Origin of the sequence: Vibrio sp. OPT18 (assembly GCF_015163615.1) — a bacterium.
GTDB lineage: Bacteria > Pseudomonadota > Gammaproteobacteria > Enterobacterales > Vibrionaceae > Vibrio > Vibrio coralliirubri.
In genome coordinates this window covers 40280-56070 of sequence record NZ_JADDYK010000112.1, presented here as the reverse complement: position 1 = coordinate 56070, position 15791 = coordinate 40280, and the positions used below count along the sequence as shown (strand labels likewise).

Below are 15791 nucleotides of genomic sequence, written 5' to 3'. Positions count from 1 at the left end.
CTTGTTGGTCGTATCACCATCGATGACGTGGTTGATGTTATCCGTGAAGATGCCGAGCACTCAATGATGAGTATGGCGGGTATGGACGATGACGAAGATACCTTCGCACCAGTCGTAAAATCCGCTCGTCGTCGTAGTGTGTGGCTTGGTGCTAATGTTCTTGCTGCGCTGGCTGCCGCATCAGTATCGAATATGTTTGAAGCAACGCTCGACCAAATGGCAGCGATTGCAGTACTGATGACCATTGTACCTTCGATGGGTGGTGTTGCCGGTAACCAAACCGTTGCTCTTGTGATTCGTGGTTTGGCACTCGGTCATATCGGTGACAGTAACAAACGCGAACTACTACTCAAAGAGGCGGCCATCGGCTTCCTAAACGGCGTGTTATGGGCTGTTATCATTGGTGGTATTGTGGTTGCTTGGAAAGGTAACTGGATACTGGGAGGCATCATATCAGCGGCGATGATGACCAACTTGATTGTCGCAGGTATTGCTGGTGTAACCATCCCAGTGATGTTGAAGAAGATGAATATCGATCCAGCCCTTGCTGGCGGTATGGCACTGACCACAGTAACCGATGTTATTGGCCTATCGGTGTTCTTAGGCTTAGCAACCATACTTATCTAGCTTGATTACCGACTCGGTAAATATAAAAAGGGAGCCATTGGCTCCCTTTTTTAGTGCATCAGATTTTAGCTTCAGGTCTAAACCTCATATTTAAACCTCATGTTTAAACTGAAGCAAATTAGGCAAAATTACTCACCCGCGACTTTCATCGACTCAAGTAAGATAGAACCCGTTTGAATTTGCGAACGTGTTTCTACGTCGTTACCGACAGCAACAATCTGAGTAAACATGTCTTTTAGGTTACCGGCGATTGTGACTTCTGATACTGGGTATTGGATCTCTCCGTTCTCAACCCAGAAGCCCGCAGCGCCACGAGAGTAATCACCCGTTACGGTATTAACGCCTTGGCCCATCACTTCAGTCACTAGGAAACCCGTACCCAACTCTTTTAGCATCTGCTCAAAGTTTTGGCCAGTCGATTTAACGAACCAGTTATGAATACCACCCGCATGGCCTGTTGGTGTCATGTCCATTTTACGTGCTGCGTAACTCGTCAGTAGATAAGTCGCCAGAACACCATCAGTGATGATTTCACGATCTTGAGTGAACACACCTTCGCTATCAAATGGGCTTGAAGCCAAACCACGCAAGATATGTGGTCGCTCAGAAATATTAAACCAGTCAGGTAGGATTTTCTGACCTAAATGATCCAATAGGAACGATGATTTACGGTAAAGATTACCGCCACTGATTGCCATCACAAGGTGACCAATCAAGCCAGTAGCAACATCGTTAGCGAACATAATTGGGTATTGGCCTGTTGGTAGCTTTTTCGCATCCAAGCGGCTAATGGTCTTTTCTGCTGCTTCTTGACCTACACGCTCAGGCGTCCATAGCTCATCACGGTGACGTGCAACGGTGTAGCTGTAGTCTCGTTCCATCTCACCGTTAGCGCCTTGTCCAATTACACAGCAGCTCGTGCTATGACGGCTTGAAGCGTAGCTTGCTAGCAAGCCATGGCTGTTACCATAAACCTTAACGCCATAGTGGCTGTCGTAGCTTGCGCCATCACTCTGTTTGATCTTATCGCTATAAGCTAACGCTTGCTTCTCAGCAGCAATCGCAATCTCAGCAGCATAATCAGGGTTTGGCTCATCAGGGTGGAAAAGATCCAAGTCTGGAATTTCTTTTACCATGTATTCTTTTGCTGCAGGACCTGCAAATGGGTCTTCAGACGTGTACTGAGCGATATCAAGCGCAGCCGCGACTGTTTGAGCAATCGCCTTTTCACTCAGATCAGATGTAGATGCGCTGCCTTTTTTCTGGCCGCGATAAACAGTAATACCTAGCGCACCATCACTATTAAATTCAACGTTTTCCACTTCACACATACGTGTTGAAACACTTAAACCCGTTGACTTAGTAATAGCGACCTCAGCTGCGTCTGCACTCACTGATGCCATATCCAACGCTTTAGCTACTGCGGCTTCTAGCTCAACTCTTTGCTGGGCGACTTGCTGTTTTACATCCATATCTATTCTAATTTTTTAGGTCAATATTACGTAGGATAACAAGAATTTCGCTTTCTCCCCAAGATTCTTGCTAAAATAGGCAATATATTCGTTTGAGATAGTGACATAGGCAGAAAAGATGGCTCGCAAAAACCAAAAAGCCCCATGGGAACCAGAAGAAGAAATCATCTGGGTAAGTAAGACAGAAATGAAAACGGACATGGATGCCCTGCAAAAGCTGGGAGAAGAGCTTGTTGGTCTAAAGCCTTCTGTATTAGACAAATTTCCGCTGTCTGAAGATTTGGCACAAGCGATTAAAGATGCACAACGCTTTAAAAATGAAGCGAAGCGTCGTCAACTTCAATACATTGGTAAAGTAATGCGCAATGTCGATCCTGAGCCAATTCAAGCGGCTTTGGATAAAGTACGTAACAAACACTCACAAGCAACAGCTGAGCTACATAAGCTTGAGCAACTGCGTGATCGTGTTGTTGCTGAAGGTGATGCGGCTATTTCAGAAGTAATGGAAATGTACCCTGAAGCAGACCGTCAGCGTCTTCGTCAGCTAGCTCGCCAAGCTAACAAAGAGAAATCAGCGAACAAGCCTGCAAAGTCTTCTCGTGAGATCTTCCAAATCTTAAAAGAGCTAAAGCTAGAAGACTAATCGTTATCTCGCTTTACTCATAGAGTGAATAAAAGACCTAGCACATGCTAGGTCTTTTTGTTTTTGACGCACTCGATATCAAGAAACACTCAATATCAATAAGTACTCACAGGAGTGATGAGTCGTCACTCACCCGCTTTAACAAATGAGCTTAATTCTGTCTGCGGATGATCCGCCGTCAGTGCCTCTATCGAGTCTTCAACCAACACCTTACCTAGCGCCACAAACACAAACTTATTCGCGATACTGCGTGCGTCACCTAAATGGTGAGTCACCATCAAAACCGTAATATTTCGCTCTGTCGCTAATCGCTTCACTAAGCTAAGCATCTCTTCGCGAAGCAAAGGGTCAAGCGCAGAGAAAGGTTCATCAAGCAGCCAAATGTCATGTGGCTGAACAAAACAACGCGCTAGTGCGACACGCTGGCGTTGACCGCCGGATAAGTGCTCAGGCAATCTATCCAAATACTCAGAGACGCCAACTTGTGCTGCGGCTTGCTCCACAGCTTGCTTTTGGGTTGCGGTAAGCTTTAAACCTGGGTGCAGACCTAAACCAATATTTTCTCGCACCGTAAGGTGAGCAAACAGGTTATGCTCTTGAAACAACATCGCCAACGGACGTTGGTGTGCCTCTTTACCAATAAGCGATTGCCCAGCCACTGAGATCTCACCCGATGTAGGCTCGATGAAACCAGCAACTAGCGCCAACAGTGTAGACTTACCCGCACCACTCGGCCCCATAAGCGCAACAATATCGCCCTGCTCAGCTTGAAAATCAAAGCTAAACAACTCTCTGTGATAGTGGTAATCCACATCTTTCATCACTAACATCATCGGTTCCTTAATTCTTTAGCATCGAGCTTAGATCTTCGAGTAAATAAGAATTCTATTAAGCTAAAGCTACCGACACTCAATAACAGTAAGCTCACAGAAACTACCGCCGCCGCTTCCATTTGATAACTGCCTAACAATTGGAATAGGTACAAAGGCAGCGTTCTAAAATCTTGGCTACCAAACAAAGCAATCGCGCTTAAGTCACCCATCGCCAACATAAAGCTAATCGAGAAGGCTTGCGCCATCGGCTTACGCAGTGCTCGCCACTCCACCAACCTAAAACGCGTGAAACCTGTCATTCCCAAGCTTGCACACACATACTGGTACTGCTGAGACAAATGCAGCATAGGTTGAGCTAAGGTTTTAACTACGTAAGGTAGCGCCATTAAGCTGTTGACGGCAATCACGATAAAGAAAGCTAAACTAAAGACATCGGTGAATGAACGCAGTAATAAGAAGATCCCCGTACTGATCACAAGCCCCGGAGTCACCAAGATAATAGTGCCAATCAGCTCGATTTTATCGGCTCGAAAATTCTTGTTCTGTAAACGCCATGCTCGGCTAGTCAGCAGTATGGCGATACCAATACCAACTGCGATAACACTTGCTAATGACGCGACTTTAACCGAGGTCATTAACGCCGCCCAAAACGGCTCGCTGCTGAGTACGGTTAATGCCTGCGAGTTAATTCCACTGACGATAACCATAGCTAATGGCGGCAATACCAGCATTGAGACTATGATGATCCAAAAGCTATCCCAAGCTTTTGACCACCAGCTGTCCTTAACCAAATATTTTTCTTCCGACAATTGACTGGCTGTCACTGAAATAGGTTTCGATAGCCGTTGAATGCTCACCGCTAGCACACCACACAACAGCATTTGCCATATCGCGAGCAAGGCACCAGCTTGAAGGTCAAAGTCGAATTTAATCGCCTGATAAATGGCGAGTTCGATAGTGGTTGATTTAGGTCCACCGCCTAGTGCCATCACGGTAGCAAAGCTGGTAAAACACAGCATGAAGACTAAGCCACACACATGAGGCAATTGCTGTCTTAAACGTGGCCATTCAACCCATCTGAATTTGTTCCAATGACTCATACCCAAGTGAGCACAAAGCTTGTGTTGCTCGGCAGGCACGGTATCTAACGCTTGCAGAAGTAAGCGACTGGCATAAGGCAAGTTGAAGAAAACGTGCGCCAGCAAAATACCATTCAATCCGTATATGGAAAATGGCAATTCAATATCGAAGTTCGCCAAAAACTTAGCTAACCAACCACTATTGCCATAGATCGCAAGTAAGCCAAATACACCCACTAACACTGGCAGGACTAAGGTCGACGCGAACAGCCTTAACAACAAAGCGCGTCCAAAAAATTGTCTACGACACAGCGCATGAGCAATAGGTATAGCAAAGCCAACACTCAGCACCGTTGAGAGTGTCGCCTGATAAAAACTGAATTTCGTTACATGCCAATAGTAGGGATCTGACCATACTTGGCTGATATCAAGAGAAGGGGCATTGCTAAGCAATGCCCCAACTGCTGAAACCACGAAGGCGGTAATGAGTATCGCAACCCAGATACCTACCTTAGGTGTTTTCTTTATCATAAATTGATTTTTTACCGTAAACAGTTCACTCAAAGTATATCGAACGAACTTTTAAATACAGAAAGCCTATTTTTTAAAGTAAGTTAGAAAGTAAGTGCACTCTGCCATTCACGAATCCAAGGCTTACGCTTCTCGGCGATCTCTTCTGAGCTAAAGCTCAGCGCTTTCTGAGGAACCGTAAGTTGCTCAAACCCTTTTGGTAACTCAACATCCGTCACTGGGTACATCCAGTTACCTGTTGGCATCGCCGATTGGAATTCATCACTTAGGATAAACGCCATAAACTCATCAGCAAGCTTTTCGTTCTTGCTGCCTTTAACCTTAGCGGCCACTTCCACTTGAGTGTAATGCCCTTCTTCAAAGCTTGCTGCTGCGTACTTAGAATCGCTCTCAGCAATAATGTGGTAAGCCGGCGACGTTGTGTAAGACAAGACTAAATCCGACTCGCCTTCTAGGAACATTGAGTAAGCTTCAGACCAGCCTTTGGTTACAGTCACTGTTTTCTGAGCAAGCTTCTTCCATGCTGCTGTCGCTTCATCACCGTATACTGATTTCATCCAAAGCATCATGCCTTGGCCTGGTGTTGATGTACGTGGGTCTTGGTAGATAACCTTGAGATCGTCACGCTGCTCAACCAACTCTTTAAGGCTCTTCGGTGGGTTTGCCAACTTCTCTTTGTTGTAAACAAAAGCAAAGTAGCCAAAGTCATAGGGTACAAAAGTGCTGTCGTTCCAACCATTAGGCAGTGTTACTGATGAAGTATCAACATTATGCTCAGCCAATAAACCCGTCGCTTTCGCTTCAGCCATCAGGTTGTTGTCGAGACCTAGCAAGATATCGGCTTTGCTGTTGCCGCCCTCAAGACGTAAACGGTTCAGAATAGACACGCCATCTTCTAGAGCGACAAAATTCACATCACAACCACACTTCTCTTCGAATGCTTTTTCAACGGCAGGACGAGGGCCCCAATCCGCAGCAAAAGAGTCATAGGTGTATACAGTCAAAGTGTTGTCTGCAGCAAAGGCAGAAAAAGAAATAGCTGTAGTAACAGCAAGGGTAGTTAATGTGAATTTCACTGGACGCTCTCCATGGTCTGAGCGGCACAGGTTTGAGGGAGGAGAACGGTAGAGGTTGTTCCTAACTCAATTCCTACGCCAGCATTATCTGGTTCAGGTTTACGGGTCCCAAGCGTGTGCTTGATCTCAGCTGGCATTCATTGTTTGAATGGTTCGCTCCCCGATGAGTGTTCAGAATTGTAATTCGAATTTTAACAATAAGCTATCAAGTTTGGATCAATTACGTTGATCGTAACCCCAACGTGGCACTAAACCTTGCTCGATACCAAGATGATCCAGAATGCGCGCCACCATAAAGTCGACCAGATCTTCGATCGACTTAGGTTGGTGATAAAAACCCGGAGCCGCTGGCATAATCGTTACGCCCATGGTCGAAAGCTTGTGCATGTTCTCTAGATGAAGCGTCGAAAATGGCGTCTCACGAACCACCAACAACAGTTGGCCTCGCTCTTTCATGACCACATCTGCTGCTCGCTCAATCAGGTTATCCGACAAGCCATGTGCAATCGAAGCCAAGCTTCCCGCTGAACATGGACAAACGACCATCTGCTTCGGTGCTGCTGAACCAGAGGCAACCGGTGAGAACCAATCATCTTTGCCACACACCACCAGCTTTTCAGGGTCGCAGCCAAGATGTTTAACCAAAGCTTGTTTCGCCGCATCTGGCCCAGCTGGTAACTTAAGTTCATGCTCGGTCGCCAATACCACTCGCGCTGCCGATGAAATCAGCAAGTAGACCTGATAATCGGCTGCCAAAAGGCATTCAAGTAAACGCAGGCCATAAGGCGCACCGGATGCACCAGTGAAAGCAAGAGTTATCGCTTTATCGTGTTTTGTCATGTTCTCAATTACTTCAAATTATAAGGTCTTGGATGCCGTTAGCCTTTGAGTGCCAATCCATCCAACAGTTTTTGGTGAATGCCACCAAAGCCACCATTACTCATTACCAAGATTTGGTCGCCCGCTTGTGCCTCTGAGACAATTTTAGCAACGAATGCATCCATGTCATCACTCACGTGTGCAGGTTGGTGGCAAGCATCTGCAACATTTTGAACTGACCAATCAATGTTATCCGGTTGGAATAAGTAGGTAGAATCCGCCAGCTTCAACGAATCAGCCAGAATTTCTTTGTGCACACCACGTTTCATGGTGGCAGAGCGAGGCTCTAAAACGGCAATGATTTTCTTAGTGTCGACCTTATTACGTAATCCGCCCAGAGTAAGTTCAATCGCCGTTGGATGATGAGCAAAATCGTCATAAACAGAAACACCTGCCACCTCGCCTTTAAACTCCAAACGGCGCTTAGTATTAATAAAGGTAGCTAGCGATTCACAAGAGAGGTCTGGTGTTACGCCCACGTGTCGTGCAGCTGCTATCGCCATCAAAGCATTATTTACGTTGTGGTCGCCCACTAAATCCCAATTTACGGTTCCAACACATTCATTTTGGAAGTAAACCTCAAATTGAGAGCCATCTTTGACCAGTTTCTTGGCATCCCAGTCGCCTTGCTCGCCACTCGATTCAGTTTCACTCCAGCAACCGCGAGCTAGAACATCTTGAATAGCGGTGTCTTGCTTAGGTGAGAATATACGGCCATTGCTCGGCACAGTACGCACCAAATGATGGAATTGACGCTTAATTGCTTCAAGATCGTCAAAGATGTCCGCATGATCGAACTCTAGGTTATTCATCACCAAGGTTCTTGGGTGGTAATGAACGAACTTAGATCGTTTATCGAAAAAAGCACTGTCGTATTCGTCGGCTTCTACCACGAAGAACATGCTTTCACCAAGGCGAGCAGATATACCAAAGTTACCCAACACACCACCAACTAAGAAACCCGGTGCATAGCCACAGTCTTCCAAGATCCAAGCCAACATGCTTGATGTCGTGGTCTTACCGTGCGTTCCCGATACCGCTAACACCCAACGGTCATGCAGCAGGAACTCTTGCAACCACTGAGGACCAGAGGTGTATCTAAGGTTGTTATCCAACACATACTCAACACACGGATTACCGCGGCTCATTGCGTTACCGATAACCACGAGATCCGGCCTTGGCTCTAATTGGCTAGGGTCGAACCCTTCAATAATTTCAATCCCTTGAGATTCCAACAAGGTGCTCATTGGTGGGTAAACATTCGCGTCACTACCCGTAACCTTGTGACCTAATTGACGAGCCAATACCGCAGCACCACCCATGAAGGTGCCACAAATTCCTAAGATATGAATATGCATAAATTGCTTCCAAACGCTTGGCTAAATAAACGATGCCTAATTAAAAACGGCTTGCACTCATTATCATTAAATGGCGATTAAAAGCGAGCGGCAATGCAAAACAAATTGAGTCGACATAGTAAGTGAGATCTGTGTCGCTTAGTTCATTACCATTAAAAAGATCTAACCTTTAGAATTTAGGTAAGCGTCTAGATGAATAAAGCCCACTCAAGAGGCCGAATCTACAGTGCTCAAATCCCCCCTAATATTGAGAGAAGTTTAAGGAAATAACATGTCTGAGATGCGCACCCTTGGTGAGTTCATTGTTGAGAAACAGAGTGACTTCCCCCATGCAAGCGGTGATCTATCATCCCTTTTGTCGTCTATTCGACTTGCTGCAAAAATTGTTAACCGTGAGATCAACAAGGCTGGCCTAGTCGACATCACTGGCGCTGTTGGTACAGACAACGTGCAAGGTGAAGAGCAGCAAAAGCTAGACCTTTACGCGAACGACAAATTTAAAGCGGCTCTAGAAGCTCGTGACCAAGTTTGTGGTGTTGCAAGTGAAGAAGAAGACGAAGCTGTCGCCTTCAATAAAGAGCTCAACAAAAACGCAAAATACGTTGTACTGATGGATCCACTTGATGGCTCTTCAAACATCGATGTGAATGTATCGGTTGGTACAATTTTCTCTATCTACCGTCGAGTATCACCGATCGGTACTCCACCAACACAAGAAGATTTCCTACAGCCAGGACACAAGCAAGTAGCCGCGGGTTACGTGATTTACGGTTCTTCAACCATGCTTGTATACACAACAGGTGCTGGCGTAAATGGCTTCACCTACGACCCATCACTGGGTACCTTCTGCCTATCTCATGAAAACATGATGATTCCAGACGAAGGTAAGATTTACTCAATCAACGAAGGTAACTACATCCGCTTCCCTACGGGTGTTAAGAAGTACATCAAGTACTGCCAAGAGAATGAGCCAAGCGACAACCGCCCTTACACATCACGTTACATCGGTTCTCTAGTTTCAGATTTCCACCGTAACCTGCTGAAAGGCGGCATCTACTTGTACCCAAGCACGCAAAGTCACCCTCAAGGTAAACTGCGCCTGCTTTACGAGTGCAACCCAATCGCTTTCCTTATGGAACAAGCGGGTGGCATCGCTTCAGACGGTGCTCAACGTATCATGGATATCAAACCAACTGAGCTACACCAACGTGTACCTTTCTTTGTTGGCTCAACAGACATGGTTCGCAAAGTAGAAGAGTTTCTTGAGTTGAACCGAGACTAAACCTCTCGTTCATTTCTCAAAATAGCGTCATTAAAAAAGCCAGCATTCACATGCTGGCTTTTTGTTTGATAACTCAGAATATATAACGACTAAGCGTTGTTCCGCTTACACCAGTTACCCGAAAGTATTTCTTTATTAGCTGTTAGATCAAGCTGATACAAATATACCCATGCTAATCCAAATATAGTCTCTATTTGCTCGCGACGATACTCAACAGGAACATCTTCTAGCCGATCGAGCGACTCTAAAATTTCGTCGTTAATGATATAGACCTCACCAGCGACACTTTTCTTTCCCAAAATCATCGCCGGATAGGCACCTAAATCAAAAAGTGCGTATTCCTTAGGTGTATCAAACTGCCCTAATAAATCGCAGCCCTGCAAATAATGGTGATTTGACTGACCTTGCCTCAAGGTTCCATAGACAAAAACAAGATGCTGCATACGCCCTCCATGCGGCTTTACTCGAACTCAAATTGATACAGAAGGTCTACGGCACTATCTAGGCCAGAAACAGCTTCAACATAGAGATCCTGCATCAATCGATAACGAACAGTAAATTCACCGAGCGAGTTGAAGATACCCACACCATACTTAACCTGTAAGCCTGGCAGGATGTAGCCACTTACCGTCACCTGAGAGTCATCGCCAGAGCCTGCGGTATCCAGTTGCAAATCCTGTACACCAAAGGCTTCACCGATTTCACCAACAACCTTACCACTCTTCGCCAAACTCAAACCGATTAAGGTCGTTGTCATCGAACCGCTCGACTCACCGTCGATATCTTGGCCACGCAAAATATAAGACAGCGCGTTCGCTTGTGGCATCGCAGGGTCAGAATAAATCTCGATGGTCGGCTCTGTCGCCGGGCCTGTCACTCGAATACCTGCGGTCACATCATCCTGAGTATTATCAGGATTACGAATCGCATTGATGGCTACATATGGCTGATCCGGTGGACCATTCATTAGAATCTTACCCTCTTCTATCAAGAGGTCTTGGCCGAATGATTGGTAAGTACCATCGACGATGTTCACTTCACCTGTAATAAATGGACCTTGGTCTTTTTGAGCTACGTTGAGCTTACCGACCAAATCACCTTCAAGACCGAAGGCAGACAATTTAAAATCATCACCAATGGAGATATTAATGTTGGTCATCACATTGAATGGGATCGTATCTTCGTTTTCTGGCTCTAGATCTTTATTCAAAATAACCTGATCAGAAGAGACGCCAACCGCTGACGGTGGTAAGTCTTCAACAACAATGCGTCCCCATGGTAAGGCAATATCACCGGTAATTTTCGCCAGTTCTGGTGTGACATCAATAGTCATATCAGGCACGACTTTCACCTTAACCATAGGTGGGATATCAACCATCAACTCATCAGCGAAAACTCTAACGTTAGAGTGCCATGCTGTAAGATCTTGCCAATCTCCGGTTCCCTCAATATCAAGGTGACCATCAGGCGTTTCGACATTCGCATCCAGTTTTGCACTATAACCATCAAAGTCGAGGTCAATGCGGCCATCTTTCACATCAACAGGCGTAACATCGCCTTTCACTTGAATTCCATCAACCGAGAACTGACCAAAGACTTGAGGGTGCATCAAAGAGCCTTTAACTTGAAGATCACTCTCCAGGTCGGCTTTCAATAGGCTGTATTCACCTAGAATGGGTTGTAAGAAATCAAGATGGAACGTGGTCAACTTAATTGCTGCATCGACCATTTTGTCTTCGGCAAGAATATTCGGTAACGACACCGTGCCAGACAGGTCACCATTGTCGGAAACATCCAACTTAAAGTCGGCATCCAGTTTGTTGTCTTTCAGTTGGGCATTCAATGCAACGCTTTCCCAACCCAGTGTAATTGGCTCACCCACTTGTTGAACAACCTGACCTTTCGGCATATCAACGCTTACCGTAACCTCAGGCTCACCTTGTTCAGACCACTTAGCATGAGCGGTCGCATTGACTAAGCCCTGTAATTGCGTCTCTTTAGGCACAAAGGCTTTAATCTGATCGAAATCGAATTGATTGATGGCTACCTTGGCCTCACCCGATTTTCCGACACGAACGTCTTCATCCAAACACACGCTCGAACCCGATTGTTTCCAACAGTGCGCTTGAACATCGGCAAACTGTTTATCAACATCCGCCTTTATCGCGACAGGTTGGTCTAATACCCAAGGGCCTTGCTGAGTGGTGATTTTGACTCTATCTAACGACCCATCCCAAATAAGAGAAGGCTTTTGAATCAACTCTCCGGAAATAGCTAAGCTTGTAGACACGATGTCGGATATCACATCAAGTGTCACTGTGTGTTTCTTCTCACCACCACTCACCGTGAGATCAATGCTTTCTACGCTCTGATCTTGATAGGTTAGGTTGTTAGCTTTTAATTCAAGATCAGCTTGAGCTTCAGGCAATGGCAGAGGAACCACAGAACCATTAAGCGACAAGGATTCTAGTGTTGCTTCGTTATTCCAATCTACCTTATCCACATTTAGAGCGAGATCGACTTCAGGCTCTTTCGTTGGACCACTGAGCTGGATGTTACCAATCACTTTACCTTTCAAATCAGGGACGCTTTTTACAAGCTCAGGGAAATTAATCTCAACGCCCATATCCCATTTCTTATCAAGCTCACCCTGAGCCTTAATCGAGTTAACACCGTGAGCTAAGCTCAAACCACTGGTTTTCAGTTTTGGTTCACCGCTCGCGCTGCGATCCGACGCTGACAACTGACCTTCGATATCCAGAGGGTATTCTCGCAAGATCCCTTCAATATCCAATTTAGGCAGTTCAATCGCCCAGCCGCCCGCTTCCGTCAACTCACCAGAGGTGACGATGCTTCCACTAATGTTACCCTCGGCTTCTGGCCATTGCAGGCCCGGCTGAATGTCTTTGAGTGTCACGTCAGCTTGCCAGTTAACGAGACTCTTCCAATTCGCTTTAACGACGCCGTTAAGCTCACCGCCTAGCGTGTTGAGATTTAGACGCTCGAGCTCAATTTGTTCCGTCGTGCCTTTACCCTGTAGATCGATGGCTAATTCAGGGATTTCCTTACCATCGGCTTCACCTTTAAGAAGAACATTGAAACCATCTAGTGAGCCATCAGCTTCGAATTGCTCAATTGTCGCTTGGTAATCGCTTTTTCCTGTAAGGGGCCATTGCGCTTGCCCGCCCTCTAAAAGAAGGTCAAATGGTAAAGTCGGCTCTAAGGGTTCGATATCCCCAGACAACTTTGCCTCAATCAGCTCAGAAAATTGGGAATCTAGGTTTAGCTTAGCCACGCTGCCTTGTGCTTTCAGAGACAACTTCTGACCAGCAAGGTCGGTTTCTTTCACTAACGCATCCAAAGAAAGCTCTAACGGATAACCGCTCTTGAGCTCAACCTTAGTCGTTAGGTTTGCACTGGCTTGTGGCATATCGAGTTCGAGAGTTGAAACATCAACCGTGTGTTTGCCCGCGCGAGCTTCTAGCCCAAGGTGGTTCACAACGATTGGTGTTTCTTGTTCTAAGGTGAAACGGTTAAGATCAAAACGCTCCAACACAACCTGTAAAGGAATCCAGACTTCCGGCAATTCAATAGCCGTTTTCTCGGTAGCTTCTGGCTCAACCTTTTCTGCTTGCGGTTCTTCTGTCGACTCCGCGAGTTTAACCTTAAGATCATTGAATAAGGTTGGCGATACCGTTAGCTTCTCGCCCTGCATGCTCAAAGCCGTCGAGAACAGGCTCCATTCAATTTCATGCCCTAAGATATTCAACTTGATATCAGATAAAGCGATACGGTTGATTACGATTGGCAGCGGTGTTTTTACCGATGTTACGGGCGGAGTCGGTTCTGTTTCTTCCGTAGAGGCAGGAGGCAGTTCAGTAAATGCGAAGTCCAACCCTTGAATCGCTAAACGATCGACACACAGCTTAGGGTCGAGCAGACAGCGAGGATTAATAGCCAAGTTCAGCTTTTTAACCTTGGTGTCGATATGAAGGCTATCATCTTTGAACTGGACATTATTAAGCGTAAAACTTGGAAAAAGTGCCCCTTTGGTGCTTTCCACTTTAAGTTGTGGCAATGCTTTTTCAGCACCCCACAGCACAGTGTTCAACCCTGGGTTGGTGAACAAAACAAAACCTAGCAGGGCTACCAACAACAGCAAAATAGACGTCAATGAGATCGACGTCCACTTAATGAATTTGCCCATCACTTTGATCATAATTCTGGCCCTAAACTAAAGTGTAACTGGAACTCATCACCTTTTGCTGCATCTAGACCCCAAGCAAAATCTAAACTCACTGGACCAACAGGTGACGCCCAACGAACACCGACACCAGTGCCGTGTTTCCATTCAGGTTTATCATTAAATGCATCACCAATGTCGTAGAATGCCGCTCCCCACCAGTTTCCAACCAAGCGGTATTGGTATTCAAACGAACTGGTTGCCATGAATTTTGCACCCGTTAGTGCACCACTTTCATCTCGAGGAGAGATCGACTCATAACCATAACCACGAATGCTATTGTCACCACCAGCAAAGAATCTTAGGGAGGGAGATAGCTTATCAAACTCGTCAGCAAAGTTGCCGCCAAATTGAAGTCGAGTTAAGCCTCGGTGATTGTCGCCAATGCTTCGAATCCAAGCGGTTTGACCTTGAAAACGGACAACCTTAGTTGCAGATAACAAGGTATCATCAGCAGCTTCAAACATAATGGTTTGTTTGTCGCCCCACATCGGCATCGAACCACCTCGTGTTCGAGTGCGTGAGAAAGCAATACCCGGCAGCACAAATTGCGCCAAGTCATCCTGCAAACCTTGCTCATAGTTTTCGACCAAGTATCGAATGAACACCGTGCGTTGCCAGCCATTATCCAGACGCCAATATCTTTCTAAGGCAAGGTTTGATTCCAAACTCTTGGTATCACGATTATCCAAATTCTTCATACCATACTTAACTTGGTAGTAGTCATTCAGTACGTCATCCAATGGGATTTTATAAGCCGCCGTGATCGTCTGCTCAGGCTTTGAGATCGACAAGCTACTATTAAAGCTATGGCCTCGATCATTAACCCAAGGTTTTTTCCATTTGAGAGTGCCTTTCACACCAAGGTCGGTTGAGACACCGATACCCGTTTCGATTTGGTTACGAGCTTGCGGAGCAAGGCTAACCTTCATCGGGATTTCTCGGCCTTCGCCTAACTGGCTTAAATTTGGTTCAACAAATACCGAGGAGAACCAATCCGTATTAGACAGGTTTTGGTTGTACTCACCGACTTTGGTGATTGAGTAAGGTTCGCCATCCTCAAATGGTTTAAGTGACTGCACCTTATCTTCTTCTATCTGGCTACCAGTAACCTGAGTAGTACCAAAGTGATAGCGGATACCACTGTTATAATGAAGACGAACATAAGCGCGATTCAATTCAGGAGCGACTTCTAGCTTACTAAGATCATAAGCACCATCGAAGTAGCCTTTCGCTAAGCCAAGGTTGCGGATCGACGATTTCAAAGAGTCATAATTACCATGATTCAGAGTCGAACCTTTAGACAAGCTACTCTTCGCTATCAAGGCTAAAAAGTCTGGGTCATCTTTGGCTTCACCCGTCAGGACGATATCTGAAGTATAAATAACAACAGGCTCTCCCGGCTCAACCGTAACGGTCATTTCGGTATCATCTTCGGAGTGAGTAAATGTGATTTTAGGGTGGTAGTAGCCTAACGCATTCATAGCTTCTTTAATCATAGATTCCAAGCGGGATTGGAATCTTAGTGAAACCGAATACTCTTCTTCAGGGATCGCACTCAGATAAGCATCAACATTATCCTCAAGCGCTCCATCTAGCCCTTTGATTTCAAGGGAAACGTCAGCGAAAGCGAGCGTCGATGACAATAGAGTGCCAATCAGAACTGGTAAAGTTTTTCTTATCATGTTTAATTGGTGAAGAAGTTATCAATACGTTAATAAGTGAAAAGAAATAATACCGCTAAATAGGCATTGAGTCTGTAATAAAT

Annotated in this window: 12 protein-coding genes and 1 riboswitch; of the genes, 3 read left to right on the top strand and 9 right to left on the bottom strand. The window is 45.7% G+C overall.

The annotated features are described in order from the left end of the window. On the top strand, window positions 1–627 hold a 627-nt coding region (locus IQQ51_RS27665; RefSeq protein ID WP_228013249.1), incomplete at its 5' end, for a magnesium transporter. A 128-nt stretch (window positions 628–755) separates the two neighbouring features. On the opposite strand, the gene pmbA is transcribed toward IQQ51_RS27665, so the two are convergent. Continuing rightward, a complete protein-coding gene (gene pmbA, locus IQQ51_RS25415; protein ID WP_017058910.1) occupies window positions 756–2099 on the bottom strand; it encodes a metalloprotease PmbA in 1344 nt (447 codons plus the stop codon). 118 nt (window positions 2100–2217) lie between these two features. Between pmbA and yjgA the strand changes: the two genes are divergently transcribed. After that, window positions 2218–2742: a ribosome biogenesis factor YjgA gene (gene yjgA, locus IQQ51_RS25410; protein WP_017058909.1), complete on the top strand. Its 525-nt coding sequence runs from the start codon at window positions 2218–2220 to the stop codon at window positions 2740–2742. 125 nt (window positions 2743–2867) lie between these two features. On the opposite strand, the gene thiQ is transcribed toward yjgA, so the two are convergent. The 5 genes from thiQ to mpl form a co-directional block, all read right to left on the bottom strand. Further along, entirely contained in the window at window positions 2868–3572 is a 705-nt protein-coding gene (gene thiQ, locus IQQ51_RS25405) for a thiamine ABC transporter ATP-binding protein (protein ID WP_193842483.1), read from the bottom strand. Further along, window positions 3572–5185, bottom strand: a complete 1614-nt coding sequence (thiP, locus tag IQQ51_RS25400) for a thiamine/thiamine pyrophosphate ABC transporter permease ThiP (protein WP_193842482.1) — start codon at window positions 5183–5185, stop codon at window positions 3572–3574. Before thiP ends, thiQ begins: the two co-directional genes overlap by 1 nt. Window positions 5186–5268: 83 nt before the next feature. Next, on the bottom strand, window positions 5269–6261 hold the full coding sequence (gene thiB / locus IQQ51_RS25395) for a thiamine ABC transporter substrate binding subunit (protein ID WP_048618648.1): 993 nt from the start codon (window positions 6259–6261) through the stop codon (window positions 5269–5271). A 53-nt stretch (window positions 6262–6314) separates the two neighbouring features. After that, window positions 6315–6434, bottom strand: a riboswitch (TPP riboswitch). A 43-nt stretch (window positions 6435–6477) separates the two neighbouring features. Then, window positions 6478–7101: a flavin prenyltransferase UbiX gene (locus IQQ51_RS25390; protein WP_016787846.1), complete on the bottom strand. Its 624-nt coding sequence runs from the start codon at window positions 7099–7101 to the stop codon at window positions 6478–6480. 38 nt (window positions 7102–7139) lie between these two features. Next, window positions 7140–8498: a UDP-N-acetylmuramate:L-alanyl-gamma-D-glutamyl-meso-diaminopimelate ligase gene (mpl, locus tag IQQ51_RS25385; protein WP_193842481.1), complete on the bottom strand. Its 1359-nt coding sequence runs from the start codon at window positions 8496–8498 to the stop codon at window positions 7140–7142. A gap of 271 nt (window positions 8499–8769) precedes the next feature. On the opposite strand from mpl, the gene fbp reads away from it, so the two are divergent. Beyond that, window positions 8770–9780 carry a class 1 fructose-bisphosphatase gene (gene fbp, locus IQQ51_RS25380; RefSeq protein ID WP_017097551.1) on the top strand — a complete coding sequence of 337 codons (1011 nt, stop codon included), beginning with the start codon at window positions 8770–8772 and terminating at the stop codon, window positions 9778–9780. A gap of 89 nt (window positions 9781–9869) precedes the next feature. Here the strand turns inward: fbp and IQQ51_RS25375 are convergent, their stop codons facing one another. The 3 genes from IQQ51_RS25375 to IQQ51_RS25365 are packed head-to-tail and all read right to left on the bottom strand — an operon-like array spanning window position 9870 to window position 15708. Continuing rightward, window positions 9870–10223 (bottom strand): gamma-glutamylcyclotransferase family protein, encoded by a 354-nt coding sequence (locus tag IQQ51_RS25375; protein WP_017058902.1) that lies wholly within the window; start codon window positions 10221–10223, stop codon window positions 9870–9872. A 17-nt stretch (window positions 10224–10240) separates the two neighbouring features. Next, window positions 10241–13999, bottom strand: coding sequence for a translocation/assembly module TamB domain-containing protein (locus tag IQQ51_RS25370; RefSeq protein ID WP_193842480.1), 3759 nt, complete (start codon window positions 13997–13999; stop codon window positions 10241–10243). After that, entirely contained in the window at window positions 13996–15708 is a 1713-nt protein-coding gene (locus IQQ51_RS25365) for an autotransporter assembly complex protein TamA (protein ID WP_193842479.1), read from the bottom strand. The genes IQQ51_RS25370 and IQQ51_RS25365 overlap by 4 nt, the downstream gene beginning before the upstream one ends. Between the last annotated feature and the right edge of the window lie 83 nt (window positions 15709–15791).

Coding starts and splice junctions, on each gene's coding strand:
- pmbA (WP_017058910.1), bottom strand. CDS start 2,099: ATGGATGTAAAACAGCAAGTCGCCCAGCAAAGAGTTGAGCTAGAAGCC.
- thiQ (WP_193842483.1), bottom strand. CDS start 3,572: ATGTTAGTGATGAAAGATGTGGATTACCACTATCACAGAGAGTTGTTT.
- fbp (WP_017097551.1), top strand. CDS start 8,770: ATGTCTGAGATGCGCACCCTTGGTGAGTTCATTGTTGAGAAACAGAGT.
- IQQ51_RS25370 (WP_193842480.1), bottom strand. CDS start 13,999: ATGATCAAAGTGATGGGCAAATTCATTAAGTGGACGTCGATCTCATTG.
- thiP (WP_193842482.1), bottom strand. CDS start 5,185: ATGATAAAGAAAACACCTAAGGTAGGTATCTGGGTTGCGATACTCATT.
- IQQ51_RS25365 (WP_193842479.1), bottom strand. CDS start 15,708: ATGATAAGAAAAACTTTACCAGTTCTGATTGGCACTCTATTGTCATCG.
- yjgA (WP_017058909.1), top strand. CDS start 2,218: ATGGCTCGCAAAAACCAAAAAGCCCCATGGGAACCAGAAGAAGAAATC.
- IQQ51_RS25390 (WP_016787846.1), bottom strand. CDS start 7,101: ATGACAAAACACGATAAAGCGATAACTCTTGCTTTCACTGGTGCATCC.
- mpl (WP_193842481.1), bottom strand. CDS start 8,498: ATGCATATTCATATCTTAGGAATTTGTGGCACCTTCATGGGTGGTGCT.
- IQQ51_RS25375 (WP_017058902.1), bottom strand. CDS start 10,223: ATGCAGCATCTTGTTTTTGTCTATGGAACCTTGAGGCAAGGTCAGTCA.